The sequence below is a fragment of the Halopiger thermotolerans genome, from assembly GCF_054654555.1.
In genome coordinates this window covers 655,475-681,279 of sequence record NZ_BAAIEU010000004.1, presented here as the reverse complement: position 1 = coordinate 681,279, position 25,805 = coordinate 655,475, and the positions used below count along the sequence as shown (strand labels likewise).

The window sequence follows — 25,805 nt, the reverse complement described above, 5'->3', positions numbered from 1 at the left end:
TTAGGAGCGAACACTTCGATCGGGTCGATATGTCCCTCCTCTTCGAGAGTGCGATCGACACCTTCGACCTCTCGTCTGCGACCCTTTGCGCACCCGTCAGTGACGCCCTCGAGCCGACGCGGGACGAGCCGATCCCCGTCGACGGCATCGTCGAGTACGCGAGCCACCACGAGGACCTCGGTCACCCCGAGAAGGACGACTGGATCGCGATCCCGCTGCACGAACCGGACGGCGCGTCGCTAACCGGCGAGTACGTCGCCTTCACGGATCACGCCCTCCACGGCGAGGTGTTCGTCTACGAAGACGGGGACGAGCACGAGTCGATCGACCGCGACGCGTTCGTCAGGACCCCGCTCGCCGAGCGGATTCGGTTCTGGCACTCCGACTACGCACCCGCCGAGCCGCCGGCGTACTTCGACTCCCCGATCGCGGAACGGGAGCCCGCCCGCAACCCGGTCGACGGCGATCCGGACGCCTTCTTCGACGAACTCGAGTCGTTCGTTCAGGCGGAGATGGACGCCCAGCGGGACGAGAACCGGGAGCGAGCAGCCGGGAAATCGGCCGAACAGCTCCGCAGGGAGGGGTTCGGCGCGATCCCCTCGCTGGCGTCGCTCGGCCGTCCGGACGACGGCGTCTACCGGTTTCGGGTCGACGACGGTGCTGATGACAGCGGCGGCGACGGCAGTGCCGAGCGGCGAGACCGATACCGGTACGTCCAGGACGAGTTCGGCATCCACGAGGGAAACGAAGTACTGCTTCACCCGCCGAGCGACGAGCACGCGCCCGACGAGTTCCCGATCCCGGCGACGGTCGACGCGCTCGAGGGAACGACAGTCGCCCTCGCGATCGACTGGGGCGAGATCGAGAACCGAACGACCGTCGGCGGCTATCTGAACAAGAAACGGCGGGGGTTCGCGGCGACCCTGCTGTTGAATCCCGTTCCCTACGACCGCGAACTCGAGGCGATCGAGCGCGTCCGCGAGCGCGACGACCTGCGCGCGCTGCTGACCGGGGGGAAGCCGGTCACCTTCGGCGACACCGCCGGCGTCAAGAGCAGCCAGCAGGACGTCGAACTGAATCAGGAGCAGGAACTCGCCGTTTCCTGCGCCCTGCTCGCCGACCAGTTGTTCTGCATTCACGGCCCGCCGGGGACGGGAAAGACGCGGACGCTCGTCGAGGTCGTCAGGCGCTCCGTCGAAGCCGGCGACGACGTCCTCGTCTGCGCCGACTCGAACCAGGCGGTCGACAACCTCGTCGTCGGCTCGAGCACGCCAGACGCGGCCGACGAGCGGTCGCTGCACGCCTACGCCCAGTATGGGGCCGGCGAGTTCACCCTTCGGCGGGTCAACGCCGGCAACTCGTCGAACGAGGTCGTCGGCCGGCGGTACGCCGGGTGCGACGGGCGGGCCGACGTCGTCGCCGCGACGAACAGTAGCGCGGCGGTGCTGGATCGGGAGTTCGACGTGCTCGTGCTCGACGAGGCGACACAGGCGACGTGTACCGCCTCCTGCATCCCGCTTTCGAGGGCTGACAAGGTGATCCTCGCGGGCGACCACAAGCAGCTGCCGCCGTTCAGCGCGACCGAGGAGCCGCCCGACTCAGCGGCCGGCCTCTCGCTGTTCGAGCACCTCTACGCCGACGGCGGCGTCTACGAGGGCGTCGGCGTCCAACTGCGAACCCAGTACCGCATGCACCGCGACGTCGCCTGGTTCCCCAACCGCCGGTTCTACGACCGCGCGCTGCGGCAGGGCCGGGACGTCGACGCCCTCGCGGACCGGCCGGCGCTCGTGGGCTATGACGTCGGCGGCAGCGAGGCGACCGTCGACCGCTCGACGAAAAACGAGGCGGAGGCGCGGCTGGTCGCGCACCTCGTCTCGAACCTCCTCGAGGGCGAGGACGCCCTCGAGCCCTCGGACGTCGGCGTCATCACGCCGTACACGGCGCAGGTGGACGCGATCCGCGGGAAACTGCGCCGGCACCTCGAGCGCGGCCGAGGCCGCGAGGTCGCCGTCGATACGATCGACTCCTTCCAGGGCAGCGAGAAGGTCGCGATCGTGCTCTCGCTGGTCCGGAGCAACGCCGACGGCGAGATCGGGTTCCTCGGCCGGCCGCTGGACGGGCCGCGCCGGCTGAACGTGGCGATGACCCGCGCCCAGCGCTACTGCGCGATCGTCGGCGACTGGTACACGCTCCGCAGCGGCGGTCGCGGTGTGGCAGCCGACGGCGGTTCGGACGCCGAGTTCGACCTGTACGACGACCTCCACTCGTTCCTCGAGAGCACCGGACGGCTCCGCGAGGTCGAACCGGAGTTCATTCCGGTGCCGGAGTAGGCGCGTCGATCCAGCGTCGAGCCCTCCCGCCGGGCGATGCTGTTCGCGCTTTTAACACTCGCGGCGACGTACTGCGGTCCATGAACCCACCCGTCTCGAGCGATCCGAGCGGCCCAAGCGACGACGGCTACGACCGCGAGACCGCGTTCCGATTCGAGTACCACCCGGCGACGATCCGGTTCGGCGCCGGCTGCGTCGCCGCCCTCGAGGACGAACTCGAGCGACTTGGCCTCGAGCGCGCGCTGGTCGTCTGCGGGTCGACGGTCGGCGATACCCCGGTAGTGATCGAGCCGGTGAAATCCGGGCTCGGCGATCGGCTCGCCGGCGTCTTCGACGAAACGACGCCGAAGAAACGCCTGTCGACGGCGCTGGACGGCGTCGCGCGGGCGGACGCCGAGGACGCGGACGCGCTCGTCGCCGTCGGTGGCGGTAGCAGTCTCGACGTCGCAACGGTGATGAGCGTCCTCGCCGCGCGGGACCGCTCGGCCGCCGCGCTGGCCGAGGAACTCGAGGAGACGGGGACGATCGCCGTGCCGGACGACGCGGCGCTGCTCCCGATCCTCACGGTCCCGACGACGCTGGCCGGCGCCGACCTCTCACAGGTCGCCGGCGTCACCGCCGCCCCCGACTCGAGCCCGGTCGGGGCGGCGATCGGCGGCGGCATCTCGGACCCGCGGCTGATGCCTGAGGCGGCGTTCTACGACCCCGAACTCGTGGCGACGACGCCCGACTCGGTGCTGGCCGGCTCCGCGATGAACGGCTTCGACAAGGGCGTCGAAACGCTCTACGCCGCGAACGCGACGACGGTCACCGACGCGACGGCTAGGCACGGCCTCGAGAAGCTCGAGGACGGCCTGCGCGCGTTCGGCGCGGGCGATCCGGACGGTCGCGACACCGGGACGTACGAGACGATCCTCGAGGGGATCGTCCTCGTCCAGTACGGCGTCTCCCGCCCGGAGGGGACGACGCTCTCGATAATCCACGCCTTCGGCCACGCGCTCAGCCGGACGTACGAGGTCCAGCAGGGGGCCGCCCACGCGGTCGTCGCGCCGCACGTCCTCGAGTACCTGTTCGAGCGCGAAGACGCCGGGGCCATCGACGCGCGCTCGGGGCTGCTCGCGAACGCGCTCGGGGTGGACGAGGCCGCGGATCACGGCGCCGCGGTCGTCGAGGCGGTAGCGGAGATTCGGGACGCCCTCGAGCTTCCGGCGAAGCTGCGCAACGTCGACGGGCCCCAGCCCGAGGAATTCGAGGGGGTCGCCGGGGACGTACTGGCGGACCGGTTTATGGAAAACGCACCGCCGGGGCTGGAGCCGACCGCCGAGGAGATCGAAGGGATTCTCGAGTCGGCGTGGTGAGACGCCGGTAGTGCGAGTCGATTACGAATCCGATGAGTACCAATCGGACGAGTACCGCTCCGACGACCGTGACTCGAGAGCGGACGGGGGCTCGACGCCGCGTCTGGCCGGCCCGATCCCCTCGTGGAGCGGCGACAGCAGCCAGAGCGCGTAGATTCCGACGATCGTCGCACCGGCGGCGACGAGACCCACTGCGACGGCGCCGGCTGCCGGCACGTGCCTGAAGACGGAGAACCCGACGCTACTGCAGAGAAACGAGACGATCGTCCAGGCGTTCGTGTCCGGGACCGCCGCAACGAGGTACTCCCTCGTGATGACGGCGTAACAGAAGCCACAGCAGACGCCGACGGAGACGGCGGTCCACCACGCGTCGGTCCAGCGCGCGGGCAGGGAGAGGTCGGCCTGTGCAGGGACAAGCCAGGCGAACAGCGGGAGCCCGACGACCAGCACGAGCAACTCCCCGCAGCGGCCCTCGGGGACCGTCCAGTCGCCCTCGTCGTCGCGGAACCACGCCAGGGGATCGACCATCGGTGCTCGGTACGGCGTTCGACGGCAATCGTGTTGAACATTTGGTAAGAATCGCTAGCTGTGCTCGAGCGCCTCGAGACGAGCGACCCGGACGGAACTCGAGTTCCCCGCCGGACCGCACGGCGTGCCAATCGGGACCGAACCGAAACCAGCAGGACGGTCCGCTATCCATGACTCTCAGCACGCGTGACCGGAAGCGCCGGGTATTCCCGAATCGGTGCCGAACGTCGAGACGAGATGCCTTCTGAAATGACCGCCTACGCGATCGAGGAGTACGGCGACCCCGACGTCTTCGAGGAGACGACCCGCGAGGTCCCCGAACCGGGGCCGAACGAGATCCGCGTCGAGGTCGTCGCCTCGAGCCTCAACCCCGTCGACTACAAGATCCGCCAGGGCGCGATCCCGGACTTCGCGCCCGAGTTCCCGGCGATCCTCCACTGCGACGTCGCCGGCGTCGTCGACGCGGTCGGCGACGGCGTCGAACAGTTCGAGGAGGGTGACGAAGTCTACGGCATGCCCGGCGGCGCGGGCCGGCAGGGCTCGCTCGCCGACTACGTCGTCGGCCACGCCGGCACGTTCGCCCACGCACCCGACGAGATTCCGCTCGAGGAGGCCGCCGCGCTCCCGGTCGTCGCGCTGACGGCCTGGGAGATGCTCGCGGACAAGGCGACCGTCGATATCGGCGACGACGTGCTCGTCTACGGCGGCGCCGGCGGCGTCGGCCACGTCGGCGTCCAACTGGCCGACTGGTTCGGCGCGGACGTGACCGCGACGGCCTCGAGCGAGGAAAAGCGCGAGCTCGCGGAAGAACTGGGCGCCGACGCGACCGTCGACTACACCGAAACGGACGTCGAGACCTACGTCGACGAGCACGCCGGCGGCGACGGCTTCGACGTCGTCTTCGACCCGGTCGGCGACGAGCACCTCGAGACGGCCTTCGAGGCGGTCCGGCCGTTCGGCAGCGTCGTGACGACCGAATCCAGCGCCGCGCAGGACCTCGACCTCGCACCGATGCACGCCAACTCGCTCGAGTTGGGCGTCGTGCTGGTCATTCTGCCGGTGCTGCTGGGCGACCGCCAGGAGCGCATCGGCGAGGAACTGGACACGATCGCGACGCTGGTCGATAAGGGCGCCCTCGAGCCGCACATCGACGACCGCTACGCCTTCGACGAGGTCGCGGAGGCCCACCGTCGCGGCGAGGCGGGCGACTTCCGCGGGAAGCTGCTGCTGGTCAACGAGTAACGGTTGCTATCCGGGACCGATGGCCGCGATATCGGCACCGACCGTCGCCAGCGCGTCGGCGGGGTTCGGATCGCTGTCGGCCAGATGCGTGTACCGGTGGTCCGGGACGTTCGACAGCGCCGCCCCGATGGCCTCGCTGTACGTCTCGACGCCCGGCTCCGTCGGGTCGTCGCCGCCCCAGACGTCCCGGATGACCGTCATCGAATCGATGCGCACCTCCAGTCTACGCGGCTCGTAGCGGGCCAACAGTTCGGCGAGTCCGAGCTGGAGGGCGACGTACTCGGCGGTGTTGTTCCCGGTCCGGGAGCCGACGGGCCGACCGAGACGAGCGAGTTGGTCCTCCGAAGCGTCCATGATGACGGCGCCCGCACCTGCGGGGCCGGGGTTGCCGCGCGAACTGCCGTCGACGTAGAGGACGAAGGCGTCGCTCGCCGGCTCGGGAACGGGCGGCCGAGAGAGATCCGACGCGAGCAGACTCTCGAGCGCGCGGCGTAACTCGTCTCGAGAAGTCGCAGGATCAAAGAGACCGCCGTAGCCGGGGACGGCATCGTCGATGGCGTCGGTGGCGGCCGCCATCTCGTAGCCGACCCCCGCGAGTACCTCGTCGACGAGCGCGGCGAGCGGCGAGAGGTGTTCGGCCGGGAGCGGATCGTCAGTCACGTCACTCCCCCCTCGAGCGTCTGACCCGGGCGCTTCCACCCTCGCTCCCGGTCAGTCTCGGTAGCTGGTCGCACCGCTGCATATCTGTCCTCGGTGCTCGAGCGGGATAATCCCTTCAGGTGGCAGGGTTGCGCTCGGTTCAAAACGGCTTACCGGCCGCCGTCGCGCTCGACGTACGACGGTCGCTCGGCGTACTCGATCGGATCGCGCACGCCGATATTCTGAAACGCCTGCAGGCGGAACGCGCAGGCGTCGCAGGTGCCACAGGCCGGCTCGTTCTCGCGGTAGCAACTCCAGGTGTGCTCGTAGGGGACCTCGAGTTCGACCCCGCGCTCGGCGATGTCGGTCTTCGACCACTCGACGAACGGCGCCTCGATCGCGATGTCGGTCTCGGGTTTCGTTCCGACGTCCACCACGTTCTCGAAGGCCTCGAAGAATTCAGGGCGGCAGTCAGGATACCCCGAGAAGTCCTCGCTGTGGGCGCCGATAAAGACCGCGTCGCAGTCGTTGGCCTCCGCGTAGGAGACCGCCATCGCGAGCAGGTTCGCGTTGCGGAAGGGGACGTACGACGTCGGAATCTCGTCGCTGTCCATGTCCGCGTCCGCGACCGCCATCTCGTCGTCGGTCAGGCTCGAGGCGCCGATCGCCGAGAGGTGGCCCGTTTCGATCTGCAGAAAGTCCGCGGCGCCGATCTCGTCGGCCAACCGGCGGGCGCACTCGAGTTCGCGGCTCTCGGTGCGCTGGCCGTAGGAGGTGTGCAGGGCGTAGATCTCGTAGCCCCGTTCGCGGGCCTCGTAGGCGGCCGTGGCGCTGTCCATGCCGCCCGAGAGGAGGACGACGGCGCGCTTGCTGCGGTCGGCGGACGGTTCGGCTTCGTCGGTCGTGTCAGTGTCTGCAGTCATGGTATCGTACTCGTCGAGTTACGTCTCCGGTGCGTCGTTCCACAGATCCACGTGCAGCCGCGGCGTGTAGCGGAAGCCGTACTCCATCGCGAGATCCGCGACGCGGGTCCGGGTCTCCGCGAGGCGCTCTCGAGTGGCTCCCTCGGGCATCAACAGGACGTTTCCGTCGCGAACGGGGACGTCCGCGACGCCCCGAAGCTCCTCGAGGAGGTCGAGGATCTCGGGCATGTCCGCGTCGTCGGTGACGACGAACTTCAGCTGGTAGTCGTAGTCCTCGACGAGCGCGGCCAGCGCTTCGAGATCGATGCGGGCGTCTTCGTGGCGCTTCTCCCACTCGCCCTCGCCTTTCGGATCCCGCTCCGGCGTCGGCGTGCTGCTCTCGAGTTTCGGACTGATCGAGGCGAGGTCGATCGGCGCGTCGCGGTGGATCGTGCCGTTGGTCTCGACGGTGGTGTGGTAGCCCCGATCGTCGAGGCGCTCGAGCAGGTCGACGCTCGCCTCGTGGAGCAGCGGTTCGCCGCCGGTGAGCACGACGTGGTCGGCGTCGTAGCGCTCGACCTCGGCGACGATTTCCGCCAGCGACATGGTGGCGTGGGTCGGCTCCCACGACGTGTGGTAGGAGTCGCAGAACCAGCAGCGGAGGTTGCAGCCGCTGGTTCGGACGAAGACGGAGGGGACGCCGGCGAGCGTGCCCTCCCCCTGCAGGGACTCGAACAGTTCGTTGATCGGGAGGCCGGGGCCGTCGCCCGCACTGCCGGTCTCCTCGTCGCCGGCGGCCTCCCGGTCGTCGGCCGAGACCGAATCGGAAACCGGCATTCAGAACCCACCGCCGCAGAGCTCGCTCGTCTCGTTGACCTGCACCGCGACCTCCGAGACGGTGTCGGGCAGCGCGGCCTCGAGTTTCCGCTCGAGGACGACGCTCATCACCTCGGCCGTCGGCGGGTGCTCGAGGACCACAATCCCGTCGGCGTCGCCGGCCGCCTCGAAGGCCTCGATCAGGGGGTCGCCGCGCTCGAGCAGGAACCGGTGATCCCACTCGTCTATTACCTGGGTAATATCGCCCTTGTCCGCGACCCACCCTTCATCCGTCAGTTCGCCGGTGACGGTGACAGCGATTTCGTAGTTGTGGCCGTGCGGGCGCGCGCACTTCCCGTCGTGGTGTTGCAGCCGGTGGCCCGCGCTGATGCGGATCGGCCGGTCGCGACCGACGTGGAGGACGCGTTCGGTGCCGGAGACCTGCGCCGCGGGCGCCCCGGACTCGAGCCCCGCGTCGGCTCGCTCCGCGCGCTCGCGGCTGGCGGTTCGTTCAGTCACACCGCAGTATTCCCCTGATATTACTTAAGAATGGTCACTGCGGGCGCGGCCGGTGCGTCCACGAACCGGCCGCACCGGCGCGGTGCCGACGCTACCCGCGCGATTCGGGAGACCGACCGTCGGGGCGCCGTCCCGTCAGTCCTCGAGTTGGTCCTGCAGCTGGTTTTTCGCCTCGGTCCGGCGTTTGCGGGAGAACTCCGGCTCGGCCTCGGAGAAATCGACCTCGAGTTCGTCGACCGTGCGGCGGTAGATGTTCGTGCGCCGCCCCTTCTCGGAGAGTTCCCGCCCCTCGCAGGTCAGGAGCCCGGCGTCGACGAGTTCCTCGATACGACGGTAGCAGGTCGCGATCGGAATCTCGATGTCCTCGCTCAGCGCCTGCGCCGATTTCGGCGTGCCCGCAGCGCAGAGGATTTCGGCGCTGTACTTGTTGCCGAGCGCTGAGAGAACCGCATCCGAATCCGATTCGTACTGTGTCCGACCCGAAGACATTGGTGGACTATTCTAACTCCTCTAATTGAATCTTGTGGCTGGTGAACTGTTTATTTATATGAACGATCCGATCCGAAAATGGCGTGCGTACGGACTGAACGGCGACTGGTCCGGGGACGAAGCGGCGACGGCCGCTGGAATACCGTTTTGAGGACCGGTCCCTAACACGCTCGTATGAACGTCGCGGTCGTTACGGTCGGGGACGAACTGCTCGCCGGGCAGACGACGAACACGAACGCCACCTGGCTCTGCGAACGCCTGAACGAGCGCGGCGTCGCCGTCGAGCGCGTCACGACGGTCCCTGATCGCGTCGCCGACATCGCCCGCGTCGTCAACGAGTACCGGGCCGAGTACGACGCCGTCGTCGTCACCGGCGGCCTCGGCCCAACCCACGACGACGTCACGATGGAGGGAATCGCCGCCGCGCTCGGACGCCCGCTCGAGACCCACGAGGAGGCGCTGACCTGGCTCGAGGAGGACGGCTACTCGCGCTCCGAACTGACGGAGGGGACGGCCGATCTCCCAGCGGGTGCGCGGGCGCTGCACAACGAGGCCGGCGTCGCCCCGGGCGCGGCGCTCGAGGACGTCTACGTGTTGCCGGGCGTTCCCGACGAGATGCAGGCGATGTTCGAGACGATCGCCCCGGAGTTCTCCGGGACGCCGACCTATCGGGAGGAGGTCGTCGCGGACGAGCCCGAAAGCGCGCTGCTAGATCGCCTCGAGGGGGTTCGCGAGCGGTTCGACGTGTCGGTCGGCAGCTACCCCGGCGAGTCGGTCCGGATCGCGATCGAGAGCACGGACGAAGCGACCGTCGCCGAGGCGGCGGCGTGGCTTCGAGAACGGGTCGATACCGGCGGTCAGCGGTAGACGTAGGCGAGCCAGACGATCGTGACGAGCAGGCTGACGATCAGGACGCCCCAGCCGACGAGTTCGATCGGCAGTTTGGTCTCCGCGGCGAGCACGTAGGTCAGTTCGTTCATGGTCGGCCATCGGTCCCCGCCCCTCTTAATATTTCAGAAAACGGGGTGATCGCCCGGAACACCGGACGCCTTTTGTCCGAAATCGCCCTAGAGCCGCCATGGACGCGCTTGGCGTCGTCGTCAATCCGATCGCAGGAATGGGCGGTCGGGTCGGCCTGAAGGGAACGGACGGCAAAGTCGCGGAAGCGCGCCGCCTGGGCGCCGAGCCGCGCGCACCCGACCGGGCGCGGGAGGCGCTGCGCTCGCTGCACCGCCGCGACCCCGATGCGACGGTCTACACCGGGGCGGGCGTGCTGGGCGAGCGCGCGGCTCGAGACGCGGGGTTCGACCCCGAGGTCGTCTACGAGCCGGCCAGCGACGCCGATGCCGACTGCCGGGCGACGGGCGTCGACCCGGCCGACGCGGAGACGACCGCGGCGGACACGCGGGCCGCCGTCCGGGCCTTCCTCGAGCGCGGGGTCGACCTCGTGCTGTTCGTCGGCGGGGACGGGACGGCCGTCGACGTCGCGGAGGTTCTCGAGGCGGTCGAGGGAGACGCCGAGATCGGAACCGACGACCGCACGCCGATGCTCGGCGTCCCCGCGGGCGTCAAGATCTACTCGTCGGCGTTCGCCGTCACGCCGGCCGACGCGGGCCGGATCGCCGCGGAGTTCGACCGCGTCGAGGCCCGCGAAGTGAACGACATCGACGAGGACGCCTACCGCGAGGGCGAGGTCCGAACCGAACTGAAGGCCGTCGTCCCGGTCCCCGTCGCGCCGGACGTCCAGTCGAGCAAGCAGCTCTCGAGCGGCAGCGTCGACTCGCTGGCGGCAGGCTTCGCCCGCGAGGTCGACGACGATCGAACTTACGTCTTCGGCCCGGGCGGCACCGTCGGCGCGATCGAGGAGGAACTGGGGATCGACCCGTCGCCGCTCGGCGTCGACGTCTGGCGCGACGGCGAGGTGCTCGCCCGCGACGCCGCCGAATCGGACATCCTCGCAGTTCTCGAGGACCCCGTCACGATCGTCGTCTCGCCGATCGGCGGTCAGGGCTTTATCTTCGGGCGGGGCAACCACCAGATCTCGCCAGCGGTCATCGAGCGCGCCGACGAGATCGAGGTCGTCGCCTCGGAGGCGAAACTCGACGGGATCGACGCGCTCCACGTCGATACGGACGACGAAGCGATCGACGAGGAGCTGCGGGGGTGGCTCCGCGTTCGGACCGGCCGGTTCACGACGCGGCTCGTGAAGGTCGTCTGACGCGGCGTAGCCCCGCCGGTCCGCCGCTCACCGCGCGTTCTCGCACCGTATTCGGTCTGCGTATCGCTACCGCAACTGCCTGAATCTAGTTTAAGGATCGGATCGGTTCTACCGAGGGAACTAACCATATAACTATTGGACTCGATATAATGACCATATAGTCAAGATTAAGGTCGAGTCCCGCGTAGCCCGTCGCATGGAAACCCGGAAAGTGCAGCGACTCGGCCCGTCGACCCTCGCGATGACGTTGCCCGCGGAGTGGGCGTCCGAGCACGCCGTCGAGAAGGGCGACGAGGTCTCCCTGCGAACCAGCGGCAAGGGCACCCTGACCGTGATGCCCGAATCGGCCAGCTCCGAGGAGACGGAGGCGGTCATCCACGCCGACGATCTCGACGCCGACGCCGTCGAGCGTGCGATCGTCGCCCAGTACGTGCTGGGCCGGCGCGTCATCCGCATCGAGCGCGAGGACGGCGCGCTCGACTCCGACCACATCAACGCCGTCTACCAGGCCGAAACCCAGCTGATGGGGCTGGGCGTCATCGAGGAAACCCCCGAAAGCATTGCAATCCGCTGTTCGGTCGACCCCGAGGACTTCACCCTCGACAACCTCTTAGAACGACTCGAGCGGACCGGCCAGACGATGCGCGGCGAGGGGATCAAGGCCCTCGCGCACGGCAACCCCGACCTCGCCCAACGGGCGCTGAACCGGGAGCGACAGGCCAACAAGATCTTCGTGCTCCTGCTTCGCCTGATCTTCACGGCCTACCAGAACCCCAACCTCGCCCGCGCGGTCGGGCTCTCCAGCGGCTTCCCGCTGATCGGCTACCGCTCGATCGCGAAGAACCTCGAGCTGACCGCCGACAACGGGGAGGACATCGCCGAGATCGTCATCGAGACCGAGAACCACACGTTAGACGTCGACAGCTCCGTGATGCGGGACATCCGCGAACTGAACGATCTCGTCGACGAGATTACCTCGCTGGCGGTCGAAGCGGCCGTCGAACGCGACTACGACAAGTCCAATCAGGTTCGCGTCCTCTTCCACGAGATCACCACCCTCGAGGACGAGATCCTCGAGAACCTGCCGGAGATGGCCAACGAGGACCTGCTGCGAGTTCGGGAGGTGCTGGTCAGCCTCGAGCAGACTGCACAGTACGCGATGCGAAACGCCGAGATCGCGGCCAACCTCGCGCTGAACGAGGAGTCCGAGCACACGACGATCAACTGAGCGCTCTGCTCAGGCCGCGGTTCGGGACGGGGTCCAAATACGGCCGCGAACAAGTGCTATTAAGAGACCCCGCTAACAACCCACGAGCATGGCTACTGAAACGAACTCGACGGACAAGGGCGTCGGACTGGCGCTCGGCGCCGGCGCAATCGCGGTGCTCGGCGCGCTCCTGATGCTGATCGGCGCACCGGAACTGGAAGCGGCCTGGGGCTTCGGCGCCGCGGTCCTTTTCAGTTCGATCGCGGTCGTCGGACTGCATCTCTGGGACTGACGACTGACGGCCTCCCGGGCGGCCGCTCGCGACGGCGGCGGAACTGCCGAACCGAACCGCCGACGAACCGTTCTCTGCGGTCGGAAACCCGGTACGGACGAGGGGGCGGCCGTTAAGAGTTAAGGCCGGTGACCCCCTAGACCACGTACGGACGATGACCGACTATTCCGACGAAGAGCAGCGAATCCTCTCGTATCTCCGCGAGAGCGCCGCCCGCGGCGAACGGTACTTCCGGGCGAAGAACATCGCGGATGCGATCGGACTTTCGTCGAAGCAGGTCGGCGTGCGACTCCCCCACCTCGCCGAGAAATCCGACGAGGTCGACATCGAAAAGTGGGGCCGCGCCCGGTCGACGACGTGGAAAGTCACTCTGAGCTGACGCCGACGGTCGCTCCGTCGCGCGTCGCACGTCGTCGCGCACCGCACGTCGCTCCGGACGGCGAACCGGCGATCGCCGCGTCGGGGTTCGAAGCGGTTTGCCGATCGTCTCCTGCCGTCTCGAACGTTCACCCGACCGCTCCCTCTCCCTGCTTCCCGATTTCCGTTCCCGCTCGCCGCGACCGTCGTCTCGCCGCGGTCCACGGTCTTTTTACCCCACAACGACTCAGTTAGCCGCATGACTGTACGGGTCGACCGGTCGTTCGAGGTGTCGGCACCGCCCGAGCGCGTCTGGGAGTTCATCGCCGACCCCGAGAATCGCGCTCGAGCGATCAGCGTGGTCCAGCGCTACTCCGCCGACGACCCGGAGGGGCGGCGAGTCACCTGGCACGTCGAACTGCCGATCCCGCTCGTGCGCCGAACCGTCGCCGTCGAGACCGAGGACGTCACGCGCAGGCCGCCGGAGTACGTCAAGTTCGTCGGCAAATCGAAGGTCCTCGAGGTGACCGGTGAACACGAGATCGTCGAGATCGACGGGGGTACCCGCCTCGAGAACCACTTCGTCGTCGACGGCAAACTCCCGGGCGTCGAGAAGTTCTTCAAGCGCAATCTGGACGACGAGATTCAGAACCTCCGCCGCGCGCTCGAGCGGGAGCTAGACGAATAAACGAGTACCCGTGAGACAGAGATGCACATGAACGACCCATCGACCGCGGACGCGACCGCCGCCGAATCGCTCTCGATCGCCCTCGCCCAGATCCGTATCGAGGCAGGCCGCGTCGAGGAAAACGTCGAGCGGGCGCTGGCGGCGATCGAGCGCGCCGCCGCGCGGGGCGTGGACCTGGTCGCGTTCCCGGAGCTGTTCAACGTCGGCTACTTCGCGTTCGACCGCTACGCGCGACTGTCGGAGCCGTTCGAGGGGGAGACGTTCACGGCGCTGCGGGACGCCGCGGCCGAGCACGGCGTCGCCGTCCTCGCCGGAAGTATCGTCGAGGACCTCGCGGCGACCGAGACCGTCCCGACCCCCGCCGACGAGGGGCTGGCCAACACCGCTGCGCTGTTCGACGCCGACGGCGACCTGCAACTGCGCTACCGCAAGCACCACCTGTTCGGCTACCAATCGGCCGAGTCGGAGCTGCTCGTCCCCGGCGAGCGCCTCGAGACCGCGACGATCGGGGGCGTTACGGTCGGCGTGACGACCTGTTACGACCTGCGATTCCCGGAACTGTACCGCCGGCTGATCGACGAGGGCGCCGAACTCGTGCTCGTCCCGAGCGCGTGGCCGTACCCGCGGATCGAGCACTGGGAGACCCTCTCGCGGGCGCGGGCCATCGAGAACCAGTGTTACGTCGCGACGATCAACGGCGCCGGTACGTTCGACACCGACGACGGGGAGACGACGCTGCTGGGCCGGTCGACCGTCTACGACCCCTGGGGCGTGCCGGTCGCCTCGAGCGGCGACGGGCCGGCGCTCGTCGCGGCCGACGTCGACCGCGAGGAGGTCGCCGACGTCCGCGCGGAGTTTCCGGCGCTTCGGGATCGGCGCTTCTGAGCGGTACGAGCGCCACGAAGGCCCGATCCGAGGGATCCGCGACGGGCGGCGGGTGGCAACTGCCGACCGCTGACTTTTTGTCTCGGGGCGCCAATCGATAGGTGCCGGGAAGACGCTTTTCACGTCGAACCGGCATGCGCGTCGCTCCGGCCCGTCGCACGCTCGGGCCCGGGACCGAGCGTTACGTCCGCACCCGCATCCGCGTCCGCATCCGTCGCCACACCTCGGCCTCGTCCACCCCTTTCCATTTCGCTTCCCGCACGATACTGCCGAGCGTACGCTACGTCGCCGTCGGGACGGTACTCCGCTCTCTCGAGCGCAAGCGAAGACGGGAAAATATCTGGAGAGCGAGGCTGGCCGCTCAGTCGTCCCGCGTCACGATGTCCGCCGACAGCCCCTGGGCCATCTCGATCTCCTTCGAGTTGTTCATCGTCCAGGCGGTGCGCTCGGTGACCGCCTCGATGGCTTCTCGAGCGCTGGGGTAGCCGTTACCCGACTTCTTGACGCCGCCGAACGGCAGTTGCACTTCGGCGCCGATGCAGGGCAGGTTCGCGTACGCCAGTCCCAGATCGGCCCGGTCGCGGAAGCGGTTGATCTGGCGGTAGTCCTCCGAGACGATCGCCCCCGCGAGGCCGTAGGGCGTGTCGTTGTGGATCTCGATGGCGCGGTCGATATCGCCCGAGTACTCGACGAGGGCGACGTGCGGCCCGAAACACTCCTCCTTCAAGCAGCGCAGATCCGGATCGTAGTCGATCTCGTAGACGAACGGGCCGACCCAGTGGCCGTCCTCGTGGCCCTCGGGTATCTCGTCGTCCTCGAGTTCGAACCGGTCGACCAGCACCTCGCCGCCCTCCTCGACGGCGAGTTCGTTGTACCGGCGGATCTTCTCGACGTGGTCGGCCTCGATCGCCGGCCCCATGAACGTGTCCGCCTCGAGCGGATCGCCGACCGCGATGTCTTCGGCGATGTCGACGAACCGCTCCTTGAACTCGTCGTAGACGTCCTCGTGGACGATCAGGCGCTCGCTCGAGACGCAGCGCTGGCCGGTGGTCTTGAAACTGGACATCACGGCGGAGTGGACGGCGATGTCCAAGTCGGCCTCCTCGGTGATGACGATCCCGTTCTTGCCGCCCATCTCGCAGGCCGCGAGCTTGCCGGGTTCGCCGCCGACCTTGCTGGCGATCTCGTGGCCCACTTCGGCCGAGCCCGTGAAGAGAACGGTGTCGACGCGGCCGTCGTCGGTGATCGCCGCGCCGGCGTCGCCGAAGCCCTGGATCATGTTGAAGACGCCGTCGGGAATCCCGGCGTCTTCCATCATCTCGGCGATGATCTGGCCGCACCAGGGGGTCTGCTCGGCGGGTTTCCAGACCACGGTGTTGCCCTCCACGAGGGCGATCGCCATGTGCCAGAAGGGGATCGCGACCGGGAAGTTCCACGGCGTGATGCAGCCGACGACGCCGCGGGGCTTCCGGCGCATGTAGGAGTCCTTCCCCGCGACCTCGCTCGGGACGACGTCGCCGTGGGGGTGGCGCGCGTTGCCCGCCGCCCACTCGACCATGTGCCAGGCCTCGGTGACGTCGGCCTTCCCCTCCGAGATCTCCTTGCCGCACTCCCTTGTGACGATCTCGCCTAACTCCTCGTGGCGGTCCCGCAGTTCGTGGTAGATGTCCCAGAGGTACTCCGCCCGGTCGATGTAGGACAGTTCGCGCCACTCCTCGAAGGCGTCCTCGGCCGCCTCGAGGGCGGCGTCGACGTCGTCCTCCGTGCCGCGGCGGAACGTCGCCAGGGTCTCGCCCGTCGCAGGGTTCTCGCTGTCGAACGTGTCGGAGCCGCTGCCGTCGGTCCATTCCCCGCCGATGTAGTGGCCGTACGCCTGCTCGGAGGCTTGCTGGCTCATGGGAAATCGTACGACGAGAACCGCCAAAACCCTGGTGGTGACTCACATGCGGCGACGCCGGAGCGCCGGTTCGCCGACGGTTCGTCGGCGACTCGTCGACGGTCCGCTCACTGCCCGCCGAGATCCGCCGCCTTCTCGAGTTCCCCCCGTAGTTGCGTCGAGTCGAACTCGTGGTCGGGGCGCAGCCGGACGAAATCGAGGAAGCGCCGCGCCGAGAGCAGTTGTTCCGGGTCGTAGGCCGACGACGCCGCCTGCACGGCCCGCCGGGCGCCGATCCGGGGCTCGAGGACGGCCAGCGCGCAGGCCAGATCGTAGGCCGTCGTCTCCGCGACGCGGTCCGCGTGGACGCTGGTGGCGTCGATGAAGTAGATCTCGCCGTTACAGAGCAGGATGTTCTCCGCGCGCAGGTCGCCGTGGGCGAGGCCGTGCTCGTGCAGCGTCGCGAGCATGTCGAACAGCTCCTCGGCTCGCTCGTCGACGACGGCGTCGGACACCGTGCCGAACGACTCGAACTCGGGGAGGTACTCGAGCACGAGCACTCCGAGGCCGTTGACCTCGAAGGCCTCGATCGGCTGGGGCGCGTTGACGCCGATCTCGCGCATCCGCTGGGTCGCCTCGTACTCGTGTTCGACCATCTCGCGGGGCGTGCTAAAGCGGTCGAAGAAGCCGCCGGTACCGGCCGAGACCGCGCCGACGTTCCGGCCGGTCGTCAGGAGGGCGTGGACGAACGCGTTCTGCCGCGAGACGATCTTGACGAACCACTCGTCGTCGATGACGCAGGGGGTCGACAGCCAGTTGTCGGCCTCGAGGAACTCGACGCGGACGACCTCGCGGTCGTAGCGGTCCGCCAGCGTTCGTACGACGCGCTCGATGCGGTCCCACTCGACCGTCCCGCGGGCTAGCTGGCGGAGATCCATACGACGGATAGACTCGTTTCAGCGTTAAATGCATCCCGAAGTGTAACCGGGAAGACGTGTTCGGCCGGCCGTCGTCGGGCAGTATTATTTTCAACTCGCCGAGAGTAGGCGGACGTAGCGATGGACGCCGTCGACGACTTAAGCGACGCGCTGGACGCGACGCGACGCCTGCTACTGCCCGTCCGCCCGGCACTGTGGCTCAAGCTCGCGCTCGTCGCCTTCTTCGTCGGCGGGTTCGGCGTGAGCAACCCGGGGGTGGCCACGTCCGGCAACCCCGAGATGGTGCCCCAGGACCCGTCCCCGTCCCTCGAGACGGGCCCCGGCGACGTTCCCGACGACGTACTCGTCGTCGCCGCGATCGTGCTCGCGGTCGCGCTCCTGCTCTGGGTGCTTTTCGAGTTCGTCGGCGCGATCATGGAGTTCGTCTTCATCGAGTCGCTGCGCTCGACGACGGTCCGCGTTCGGCAGTATGCGCGGGCGAACGTCGGGCGTGGCGTGCGGCTCTTTCTCTTTCGAGCGCTCGTCGGCCTCGCCGCGCTCGCGCTCGTCGGGATTCCGGCGGCTCTCCTCGTTTCGGGCGCATCGACCGTCGAGGCCGCGCTCGCCTCGCTGGCTCCGGTCGTGCTCCTCGCGGTCCCGGTCGGTCTGGTCTACGGCGTCGTGATGCGCTTTACCACCGAGTTCGTCGCCCCGATCATGCTGCTCGAGGACCGGGGCGTCCTCGGCGCGTGGGGACGGTTCTGGCCGACGCTGCGATCGAACCCGGCGGAGTACGCGGTCTACCTGGTGCTGGTCTGGATCCTCCGGCTCGTCGTCACCGTCGGCGCGGGCGCGGTGGCCCTCTTCGGGGCGATCGTCGTCGCGATCCCCTTCCTCGCGGTCGGATTCGTCCTGGTACTGCTCGGCGGAGTCGGCGTCTGGATCGCGGGCGGTCTCGCGGTTCTCGGCGCGCTCGCGATCCTGCTGGTCGTCGCGCTCGTCCAGCTGCCGATCCCGACGTACTTCCAGTACTACGCGCTGTTGCTGCTGGGCGATACGAACGCGGACCTCGACCTCGTCTCGGACCTGCGGCGGGAGATTCGAACCGCCGACCGCGATCGACGAAACGGCCTCGGGTCGCCCTACCCGGACGACAGGCGAGAGCGGGCCGACCGAGACCGGCCTGCCGACGAGGACCGCGACGACTGGTGGAACGAGGGCCACGCCGACGATCGAGACGCGGACGGGTGGGATTCCAACGAAACCGACGACCGGGATAGCTCGCGGTCCGACGACGAGGGCGAGGGCGACCGCGGCTGGTAGCCTCGCGGTCGTCGGTTCCCCCTTCCTCGAGTCGCTCGGCGTTTGAAACGCGACATTCGCCGGCGCAATGGGTGAACGTCGGCGGTGCGTTTATCCCACATGCCGGCAAGTATTGCGGCATGGAGTTCGAGCTGCCCGACGAACACCGGATGATACAGGAGACCGTCAGGGACTTCTGCGAGCGGGAGATCGAGCCGATCGCGCAGGAGATCGAGGACGAGCACCGGTTTCCCGACGAGATCTTCGACCAGTTGGCGGAGCTGGACATGCTCGGCGTCCCGATCGACGAGGCGTACGGCGGGCTCGGGGGCGACACGCTCATGTACGCGCTGGTCGCGGAGGAGCTCGGGCGCGTCTCGGGCGCGATCGGCCTCTCCTACGTCGCGCACGTCTCGCTGGCCTCGAAACCAATCGAGCGGTTCGGCACCGACGCCCAGAAGGAACGCTGGCTCCGCCCGCTCGCGGAGGGGGAGTACCTCGGCGGTTGGGCGCTGACCGAGCCCGAGAGCGGCTCGGACGCCTCCGATATGGACACGACGGCAGAGAAGGACGGCGACGAGTGGGTACTCAACGGCACCAAGCAGTTCATCACGAACGCCAGCGTCGCCGGCTCGATCCTCGTCAAGGCCGTGACGGAGCCCGACGCGGGCTACGACGGCATCTCGACGTTCATCGTCGACCCCCGCGAGGACGACGGCTTCGAGGTCTCGACGGTCTGGGACAAGATGGGGCTGAACGCCTCGCCGACCTGCGAGATCCGCCTCGAGGACGTCCGGCTCCCCGAGGACCGCCTGCTCGGCGAGGAAGGCGACGGCTGGGAGCAGACGAAGAAGACCCTGGACGGCGGCCGGATCTCGATCGCGGCGCTCTCGACGGGGCTGGCGCAGGGGGCCTACGAGAGCGCGAAGGCCTACAGCACGGAGCGCGAGCAGTTCGGGCAGCCGATCTCGAAGTTCGACGCCGTCCGCGACACGATCGTCGACATGCACCGCAAGACCGAGCGGGCCCGCCTGCTGACCTACCGAGCCGCCAGGACCTACGACGCGGGCGAACCGGTCACCAGGGAGTCCGCGCTCGCGAAACTCGAGGCCAGCGAGGCGGCCCGCGAGGTCGCCGAGGACGCCGTGCAGGTGCTTGGCGGCTACGGCTACACGACCGATTTCGCGCCCCAGCGGTTCTACCGGGACGCGAAGCTCATGGAGATCGGTGAGGGGACCAGCGAGATCCAGCACCTAGTCATCGGGCGGGAGCTGGGGCTGTAGCGACGGTTACGAGTCGCGAGTCACGAGTTCCGCTCGCCGTCGGACACGAGTCCCAAGCGAAAAATCGGACCGTCGGCGCCGAAGTTCCGGCAAAAGGTGGACGATAGAACCGCGAGTTAACTTCCGAAAAGCCCGCCGTCGTCGCTCTCGTTTCCGCCGCTGCTGCCGTCATCGCTCTCGTTTCCACCGCTGCCGTCGCCGCTCTCGTTTCCGTCCTGCGTCTCGTTGCCCCCACCGGAGCCGTCGCTCTCGTTACCGCTGCCTCCGTCACCGTCGCTCTCGTTTCCGCCGTTCGCCGACGCGTCCTCTCGGAGCGTTTCGGTCACGCCCTCCATCATGGCGAGCACGCGCTCCTGCTCGCGGCTCCGGAGCCGCTTCGGGTAGACGCCGACGGTCACGAGCAGGTCCTGGTCGGTTTCGACGGCTTCGGTGACGTGGAGGTCGATCTCGACGCTCTGGCCCTCGAACTCCGCGTCCGCGCTGAACCGCGAGCGCGTCGTCGCCTGTCCGAGGATCTGGATCGCCGCCTCCTCCTCGAGCGTGACGTTCCCGATCCCCTCGTAGTTGCTCGCGATGAGGTCGACGAGTTCCGTCGTCGACATCTCCGCGACGGGGTTGAACTGCCGGCCGGCCAGTTCGATCTGCGGCGTCGAGAGCACGGAGAAGACGGCCCCGCGCTGCTCGCCCAGCGGGCCCATGTCGACGACCCGCTCGTACTGCGTCTGGTGGTTGGTGACCGTGATCGTCTCCGAGTACGCGTCGGTCCCGACCTCCCGTTCGACGACGAGCTCCTCGAGTGTCGGCGGTTCGTAGCCGTTGTCCTCGCGGACGGCGGGGTCGACGCCGGCCGGCGTCGACGCGTGTTCGGCCATGCCGATCGCGCCCAGACAGCCCGAGAGCCCGGCGAGGCCGCCGATACCGAGTCCGGCGATGAAGGTTCGTCGTTGCATCACCGCGACAATCTCGAGTCAGTTCATAAGTGTTTGTTCGTTTCCTGAAAGGGCATAGTTCTAACAAGTAACGGGGGAGAAACTCGGTGCTCCCGATCCCGTCGCGGAAACCGCCGCGCGCCGAGACGGGGAGTCTCGAGCGGCGTCGTCAGTCGTCGCCCGCGAGCGACGGGTCGCCGGTGCCGGGTCGGTCGTCGCCACCCCCGCCCGCACCACCGCCGTCATCGGCGTCGCTCCCGTCGCTCGTCTGCGACGCCCACAGGTCGGCGTACGTCCCGTCGGCCGCGACGAGGTCGTCGTGGGTCCCGGTCTCGATCACCTCGCCGTCGTCCATGACGACGATTCGGTCGGCGTCTCGGATCGTCGAGAGCCGGTGGGCGATGACGAAGGCGGTTCGATCGGCGGTGAGTTCCTCGAGGTTGCGCTGGATCACCCGCTCGGTCTCGGTGTCGACGTCGCTGGTCGCCTCGTCCAGGACGATGAGATCGGGGTCGTTGAGGATCGTCCGCGCGATCGAGATCCGCTGGCGCTGGCCGCCGGAGAGCTTGACCCCTCGCTCGCCGACCATCGTGTCGTAGCCCTCGGGTAACTCCTCGACGAACCGGTGGGCGCCCGCGGCGATCGCCGCCTCGCGAATTCGGCGATCCACGTCGGCCGGCACGCCGTCTGCCCCCTCGCCGGCCTCGAGCACCGTCCGGAACGCCTCGCCGTCGCCGTAGGCGACGTTCTCGCGGATCGTGCCGGAGAACATGAAGGGGTCCTGCTCGACGACGCCGATCCGGTCCCGCAACGTCTGGAGGTCGTAGTCCCGGACGTCGACGCCGTCGATCCGCACGGCCGGGTCGTCGCCCGACTCGCCGTCGACGCCGCCGTCCGCCAGCGCGTGGCGATCGTCGACGTCGTAGAACCGGGGGAGGAGCTTCAGCAGCGTCGACTTCCCGGAGCCGCTGGTCCCCGCGAAGCCGACCGTCTCGCCGGCCTCGACCTCGAAGTCGACGCCCTCGAGGATCCGTTCGCCGTCCGCGCCGTAGCTGAACCGGACGGCCTCGAACGCGACGTCGCCCGCGACCGCGTCGGGAGTCTCGGCGTCCGGCGGCGACTGCACGTCGGCGTCGGTCGCCAGGATCCCGAAGACCCGCTCGGCGCTGGATTTGGCCTTCTGGTAGTTGTTGGCCGTCTTGCCGATCCGGGTCATCGGGCCGTCGAGCTCCCGGAGGTACATGAAGTAGACGACGAACGTGCCGGCGGTGAGCCCGCCCGCGGTGACGACGGAGTAGCCGCCGGCGACGAGGATCGAGACGAACATCGCGCCGACCAGCAACCGCAGCGAGGCGAAAAACGCCTTCCGGACCGTGATCGCGCCGATCTTCTCGTCGCGGTAGCCGCGGCTCTGCTCCGCGACCCGTCCGCGCTCGACGTCGTAGCGGTCGAACGACTTCACGATGGCCGCGCCGCCGAGGTTGTTCGAGAGCCGCGTGTTCAACTGGGCGACCCGCTCGCGGATGCGCTTGTACTTCGGCTCGATCCAGATGATGAATTTCGCCGTCGCGAGGGCGATCAGCGGCACCGGGAGCAACACCAGCGCGCCCAGCCACGGCTCGGTGTAGAGCATGTAGCCGCCGACCAGCGCGAAGATCATCACCGCCTCCGTGAGCTGGCGGAGTTCCGTGTTGAAGAAGTCCTCAAGGCGGTTGACGTCGCTGTTGAGAATCGCCATCATCCCGCCGGTCTGGTGGTCGTTGAAGAAGGACAGCGAGAGCCGCTGCATGTGGTCGTAGGTGTCTAGCCGCAGGTCGTGCTGGATGCGCTGGGCGGTCGTCTGGAAGAAGTACCGCGACAGGTAGTGCGCGATCGATTGAACGACGTAGGCGCCGACCGTCAGCGCCCCCAGGTAGTACAGCAGGGAGAGCCGCTCGCCGGTCCGATCCGCCGGGATCGGCTCGGTCGGCACGAGGCCGGTCGCCGCGAGCAACTGATCGACGCCGCCCGACTGGGTGATCACCAGGTCGATCGCGGCCGCGAGCATCAGCGCCGGAAATAGCCGCGCGGCGCGGTTGATCATGGTCGAAACGAACCCTATGCACAGCGGCACCCAGTAGGGGAGCGCGTACCGAACCAGCTTCGCCATCGGATTCCCCTCGAGTTCGTCGCGGATGTCCTCGAAACTGCCGTGCGGATCGGACCCAGCCATGACGCAGTCCAGTCGGCCTTCAGGACTGGTGTGTAAAAGAGACCCACATGCGGAAACGCTCGCTCCCTCTACGAATCGCTGAGCGTCAGGTTCGCCTGAAAAGTAACGAAACGGTACTGATGCGGTCGTGACCGCGTGACCGCGTCACCGCGTAACTGCATGACCGTGTGACCGCGCGATCGCGAGCGGACCGCTCAGTTCACGGGAACGAGCCCGCTTCCTCGAACGCGTCGGCGACCCGCTGGATCGCCACGACGTAGGCCGCGGTGCGGGGGTTCTCGAGGCCGTGCTCCTCGTAGGTCTCCACGAGCGCGTCGAAGGCGTCGACGATGATCTCCTCGAGTTCCTCGTTGACCCGCTCCTCGGACCAGTAGAAGCGCTGGCGGTTCTGGACCCACTCGAAGTAGCTGACGGTGACGCCGCCCGCGTTCGCGAGGATGTCCGGGATGACGAAGACGTCCTTGTCCTCGAGCACCTCGTCGGCGTCGGGGGTCAGCGGCCCGTTCGCGGCCTCGGAGATGACGTCCGCCTCGACGTCCTCGGCGAGGTCCGCGTCGATCGCGTTCTCGAGGGCCGCGGGGATCAGCAGGTCGACGTCGAGCGTGAGGACTTCCTCGTTGGTGATCTCTTCTTCGGCCTCGTCGTAGCCGACGACGCTGCCGGTCTCGGCCTTGTGCGCCTTGGCCGCGACCGGGTCGAAGCCGTCGGGGTTGTAGATGCCGCCCGAGGAGTCGCTGGCGGCGACGACCGTCGCGCCCATCTCGTCGATCAGCTCCGCGGCGATCGAGCCGGCGTTACCGTAGCCCTGCACGGCGACCGTCGCGCCCTCGAGGTCCTTGTCGAGGTAGTCGAAGGCCTCGCGGGCGGCGATGACCGTCGAGCGGCCGGTCGCCTCGACCCGGCCCGCGCTGCCGCCGGAGTCGGGCGCCTTCCCGGTGATGACGCCGGGCTCGGTGGTGTTCTCGAAGGTCTCGTAGGTGTCCTTGATCCAGTTCATCTCCCGCTGGCCCGTGTTCACGTCGGGCGCGGGAACGTCGCGGTCCTCGCCGATCAGGGGGTGAGCTCCTTGGCGAACGCGCGGGTGAGCCGCTCGAGTTCGCTCTCGGAGTAGTCGTCGGGGTCGATGATGATACCGCCCTTGCCGCCGCCAAGCGGAATGTCGACGATGGCGGTCTTGTAGGTCATCCAGCCGGACAGCGCCTTGACCTCGTCGCGGGAGACGTCCGGGTGGTAGCGGATGCCACCCTTGTACGGCCCGCGGTCGCCGTTGAACTGCGACCGGAAGGCCTTAAAGCGCTCGAGGCTGCCGTCGTCGAGTTCGACGGTGAGGTTGGTCTCGAGCACCCGCTCGGGGTGTTTGAGGCGTTCGATGACGTCCTCGTCGACGTCGAGGTACGCTGCCGCATCGTCGATCTGCGACTGGAGGCTCTCGAATGGGTTTACTTGGCTTGCCATTACGTGACGGTTTCGAGGTATCCAAAATAAACGTAGCGAAGAATCCTGATGGGGCATAAAATAACAATATAAGGAATATGGAGATATTAGTATACTGCACGATCGCAACCCCGGCCCGATCAGCGGCGCCGTCACTCGTCCGCGGCGTCCGCCCGAGCGCGGATCCGCTCGGCCTGGGCGACCAGCGGCGCGTCGATCATCTCGCCGTCGACCTCGAAGACGCCCCGCCCCTCGGCGTCGGCCTCGCGTTTGGCCTCGAGGACGCGCTCCGCCCACTCCCGTTCCTCGGCCGTCGGCGTGAACGCCTCGTTGATCGGCCCGACCTGCGCGGGGTGGATCGCCAGCTTGCCGTCGTAGCCGAGCTGGACCGCGAACGCAGCGTCTTCCCGGAGTCGGTCTTGGTCCTCGTAGTCGGTGACGAGCGTGTCGATCGCCGTGCAATCGTGGGCCGCTGCGGCGAGTACGACTCGCTCCCGCGCGTAGAGCACCTCCGTTCCCTCCGCGGTGCGGGTCGCGCCGATGTCAGCCGCGAGGTCCTCAGCGCCGAACACCAGCGCATCGGTGGCGGGGACGGCGGCGATCTCCGGCGCCGCGAGCACGCCGGCCGCGGTCTCGAGCAGCGCGAACACCGGTAGGTCGGTGCCGTCGGTGCCGTCGGTGCCGTCGGTTCGCTCGAGTTCGTCGACGAGTTCGCGGACGTCCGCCGGGCCGGCAACCTTCGGGAGCACGACCGCATCTGGTCGGCCAGCGGCGCTCGATCCCTCCGAATCGGCGTCGCCGATCACGGCCTCGAGGTCGGTCGCGAACTGGGCCCGCGCGGCGTTGACCCGAACGCAGACCTCGCAGTCGGGGTCGAAGTCGGGATCAGCCAGGACCTCCCGGACGGCGGTTCGCGCGTCGTCCTTTCGATCGGGCGAGACGGCGTCCTCGAGATCGAACACGATCGTATCGGCGCCGGACTCGGGGGCCGATCGGAGCATGTCGGGCCGATCGCCGGGGGTGAAGAGAACGCTTCGGCGTGCCATGGCCACACACACGCGGGCGACGACCGTGAAAGTGGGGTCCGCCTCGAGACGACGAGACGGCGACCGGTTCGCTCGGAGACACCCCTCGTTCAGAGTGAAACGGCGTCGTTGGAGTGTGCGAGGGCGAATTCGCTCGAGCGGCTATCGTTCGAACCGGAGAGACGGGCGTTCTCGAACGTGTCACCCCCGTCGTTCAGAGTGAAAACGGCGATCGGTGTACCGGTCGCCGTCGAGCGGGTGCTAGTCGGATCGATCGACGGTCCGCACCGTTCGGCGGAGGCGCATCGAATCGGTCGACGGATCGCACCGCGAACTTTCACTCTGAACGGGGGGTGG

At 68.2% G+C, this 25,805-nt stretch carries 25 protein-coding genes and 1 pseudogene; 12 read left to right on the top strand and 14 right to left on the bottom strand.

Annotated elements, in window-relative coordinates; genetic code table 11:
* Window positions 1–29: 29 nt before the first annotated feature.
* Entirely contained in the window at window positions 30–2,330 is a 2,301-nt protein-coding gene (locus ACYQ26_RS11010; RefSeq protein WP_459808939.1) for an AAA domain-containing protein, read from the top strand.
* A gap of 80 nt (window positions 2,331–2,410) precedes the next feature.
* Window positions 2,411–3,688 (top strand): iron-containing alcohol dehydrogenase family protein, encoded by a 1,278-nt coding sequence (locus tag ACYQ26_RS11005; protein ID WP_459808938.1) that lies wholly within the window; start codon window positions 2,411–2,413, stop codon window positions 3,686–3,688.
* Between the two features lie 21 nt (window positions 3,689–3,709).
* On the opposite strand, the gene ACYQ26_RS11000 is transcribed toward ACYQ26_RS11005, so the two are convergent.
* Window positions 3,710–4,216, bottom strand: coding sequence for a hypothetical protein (locus ACYQ26_RS11000; protein ID WP_459808936.1), 507 nt, complete (start codon window positions 4,214–4,216; stop codon window positions 3,710–3,712).
* Between the two features lie 237 nt (window positions 4,217–4,453).
* On the opposite strand from ACYQ26_RS11000, the gene ACYQ26_RS10995 reads away from it, so the two are divergent.
* Complete coding sequence (locus ACYQ26_RS10995; protein WP_459808935.1) at window positions 4,454–5,458, top strand: zinc-binding dehydrogenase; 1,005 nt, start codon at window positions 4,454–4,456, stop codon at window positions 5,456–5,458.
* A gap of 6 nt (window positions 5,459–5,464) precedes the next feature.
* Here ACYQ26_RS10995 and ACYQ26_RS10990 read toward each other — a convergent pair whose 3' ends face one another.
* The 5 genes from ACYQ26_RS10990 to ACYQ26_RS10970 all read right to left on the bottom strand — a co-directional run bounded on the left by ACYQ26_RS10990 (window position 5,465) and on the right by ACYQ26_RS10970 (window position 8,823).
* Window positions 5,465–6,118: a ribonuclease HI family protein gene (locus ACYQ26_RS10990; RefSeq protein ID WP_459808934.1), complete on the bottom strand. Its 654-nt coding sequence runs from the start codon at window positions 6,116–6,118 to the stop codon at window positions 5,465–5,467.
* 149 nt (window positions 6,119–6,267) lie between these two features.
* The gene (gene queC, locus ACYQ26_RS10985; protein WP_459808933.1) at window positions 6,268–7,020 is read right to left on the bottom strand and encodes a 7-cyano-7-deazaguanine synthase QueC; all 753 of its coding nucleotides are present in this window, start codon (window positions 7,018–7,020) and stop codon (window positions 6,268–6,270) included.
* A gap of 18 nt (window positions 7,021–7,038) precedes the next feature.
* On the bottom strand, window positions 7,039–7,836 hold the full coding sequence (locus tag ACYQ26_RS10980) for a 7-carboxy-7-deazaguanine synthase QueE (RefSeq protein ID WP_459808932.1): 798 nt from the start codon (window positions 7,834–7,836) through the stop codon (window positions 7,039–7,041).
* Window positions 7,837–8,334, bottom strand: coding sequence for a 6-pyruvoyl trahydropterin synthase family protein (locus tag ACYQ26_RS10975; RefSeq protein WP_459808931.1), 498 nt, complete (start codon window positions 8,332–8,334; stop codon window positions 7,837–7,839).
* Between the two features lie 135 nt (window positions 8,335–8,469).
* A complete protein-coding gene (locus ACYQ26_RS10970) occupies window positions 8,470–8,823 on the bottom strand; it encodes a winged helix-turn-helix domain-containing protein (RefSeq protein WP_459808930.1) in 354 nt (117 codons plus the stop codon).
* Window positions 8,824–8,997: 174 nt separating this feature from the next.
* Here ACYQ26_RS10970 and ACYQ26_RS10965 point away from each other — a divergent pair, with 174 nt between their 5' ends.
* Entirely contained in the window at window positions 8,998–9,690 is a 693-nt protein-coding gene (locus ACYQ26_RS10965) for a competence/damage-inducible protein A (protein ID WP_459808929.1), read from the top strand.
* Here ACYQ26_RS10965 and ACYQ26_RS10960 read toward each other — a convergent pair.
* Entirely contained in the window at window positions 9,681–9,803 is a 123-nt protein-coding gene (locus tag ACYQ26_RS10960) for a hypothetical protein (protein ID WP_459808927.1), read from the bottom strand. The genes ACYQ26_RS10965 and ACYQ26_RS10960 overlap by 10 nt on opposite strands.
* Before the next feature lie 98 nt (window positions 9,804–9,901).
* Between ACYQ26_RS10960 and ACYQ26_RS10955 the strand changes: the two genes are divergently transcribed.
* The 6 genes from ACYQ26_RS10955 (at window position 9,902) to ACYQ26_RS10930 (ending at window position 14,470) form a co-directional block, all read left to right on the top strand.
* Complete coding sequence (locus tag ACYQ26_RS10955) at window positions 9,902–11,041, top strand: ATP-NAD kinase family protein (RefSeq protein ID WP_459808925.1); 1,140 nt, start codon at window positions 9,902–9,904, stop codon at window positions 11,039–11,041.
* Between the two features lie 196 nt (window positions 11,042–11,237).
* Window positions 11,238–12,269, top strand: coding sequence for a PhoU domain-containing protein (locus ACYQ26_RS10950; RefSeq protein ID WP_459808924.1), 1,032 nt, complete (start codon window positions 11,238–11,240; stop codon window positions 12,267–12,269).
* An 88-nt stretch (window positions 12,270–12,357) separates the two neighbouring features.
* Window positions 12,358–12,540, top strand: a complete 183-nt coding sequence (locus tag ACYQ26_RS10945; RefSeq protein ID WP_120243230.1) for a DUF7525 family protein — start codon at window positions 12,358–12,360, stop codon at window positions 12,538–12,540.
* 154 nt (window positions 12,541–12,694) lie between these two features.
* Window positions 12,695–12,919: a DUF7123 family protein gene (locus ACYQ26_RS10940; protein ID WP_459808923.1), complete on the top strand. Its 225-nt coding sequence runs from the start codon at window positions 12,695–12,697 to the stop codon at window positions 12,917–12,919.
* Between the two features lie 237 nt (window positions 12,920–13,156).
* Window positions 13,157–13,585 carry an SRPBCC family protein gene (locus ACYQ26_RS10935; RefSeq protein ID WP_459808922.1) on the top strand — a complete coding sequence of 143 codons (429 nt, stop codon included), beginning with the start codon at window positions 13,157–13,159 and terminating at the stop codon, window positions 13,583–13,585.
* A gap of 27 nt (window positions 13,586–13,612) precedes the next feature.
* The gene (locus ACYQ26_RS10930) at window positions 13,613–14,470 is read left to right on the top strand and encodes a carbon-nitrogen family hydrolase (protein WP_459808921.1); all 858 of its coding nucleotides are present in this window, start codon (window positions 13,613–13,615) and stop codon (window positions 14,468–14,470) included.
* Between the two features lie 361 nt (window positions 14,471–14,831).
* Here ACYQ26_RS10930 and ACYQ26_RS10925 read toward each other — a convergent pair whose 3' ends face one another.
* Entirely contained in the window at window positions 14,832–16,367 is a 1,536-nt protein-coding gene (locus ACYQ26_RS10925; protein ID WP_459808920.1) for an aldehyde dehydrogenase family protein, read from the bottom strand.
* A 107-nt stretch (window positions 16,368–16,474) separates the two neighbouring features.
* Window positions 16,475–17,284: an RIO1 family regulatory kinase/ATPase domain-containing protein gene (locus tag ACYQ26_RS10920; protein WP_459808919.1), complete on the bottom strand. Its 810-nt coding sequence runs from the start codon at window positions 17,282–17,284 to the stop codon at window positions 16,475–16,477.
* A gap of 120 nt (window positions 17,285–17,404) precedes the next feature.
* Between ACYQ26_RS10920 and ACYQ26_RS10915 the strand changes: the two genes are divergently transcribed.
* The gene (locus ACYQ26_RS10915) at window positions 17,405–18,586 is read left to right on the top strand and encodes a DUF7544 domain-containing protein (protein ID WP_459808918.1); all 1,182 of its coding nucleotides are present in this window, start codon (window positions 17,405–17,407) and stop codon (window positions 18,584–18,586) included.
* A gap of 119 nt (window positions 18,587–18,705) precedes the next feature.
* On the top strand, window positions 18,706–19,848 hold the full coding sequence (locus tag ACYQ26_RS10910; protein ID WP_459808916.1) for an acyl-CoA dehydrogenase family protein: 1,143 nt from the start codon (window positions 18,706–18,708) through the stop codon (window positions 19,846–19,848).
* Between the two features lie 116 nt (window positions 19,849–19,964).
* Here the strand turns inward: ACYQ26_RS10910 and ACYQ26_RS10905 are convergent, their stop codons facing one another.
* The 5 genes and pseudogenes from ACYQ26_RS10905 to ACYQ26_RS10885 form a co-directional block, all read right to left on the bottom strand.
* Entirely contained in the window at window positions 19,965–20,798 is an 834-nt protein-coding gene (locus ACYQ26_RS10905) for a DUF6517 family protein (protein ID WP_459808915.1), read from the bottom strand.
* A 148-nt stretch (window positions 20,799–20,946) separates the two neighbouring features.
* Window positions 20,947–22,989, bottom strand: coding sequence for an ABC transporter ATP-binding protein (locus tag ACYQ26_RS10900; protein WP_459808913.1), 2,043 nt, complete (start codon window positions 22,987–22,989; stop codon window positions 20,947–20,949).
* Window positions 22,990–23,188: 199 nt separating this feature from the next.
* Window positions 23,189–24,007: a Glu/Leu/Phe/Val family dehydrogenase gene (locus tag ACYQ26_RS10895; RefSeq protein WP_459810743.1), complete on the bottom strand. Its 819-nt coding sequence runs from the start codon at window positions 24,005–24,007 to the stop codon at window positions 23,189–23,191.
* A 12-nt stretch (window positions 24,008–24,019) separates the two neighbouring features.
* Window positions 24,020–24,444: pseudogene (locus ACYQ26_RS10890) on the bottom strand (Glu/Leu/Phe/Val dehydrogenase dimerization domain-containing protein); the annotation flags it as partial.
* Between the two features lie 131 nt (window positions 24,445–24,575).
* Complete coding sequence (locus ACYQ26_RS10885; RefSeq protein ID WP_459808912.1) at window positions 24,576–25,469, bottom strand: HpcH/HpaI aldolase/citrate lyase family protein; 894 nt, start codon at window positions 25,467–25,469, stop codon at window positions 24,576–24,578.
* Window positions 25,470–25,805 lie beyond the last annotated feature (336 nt).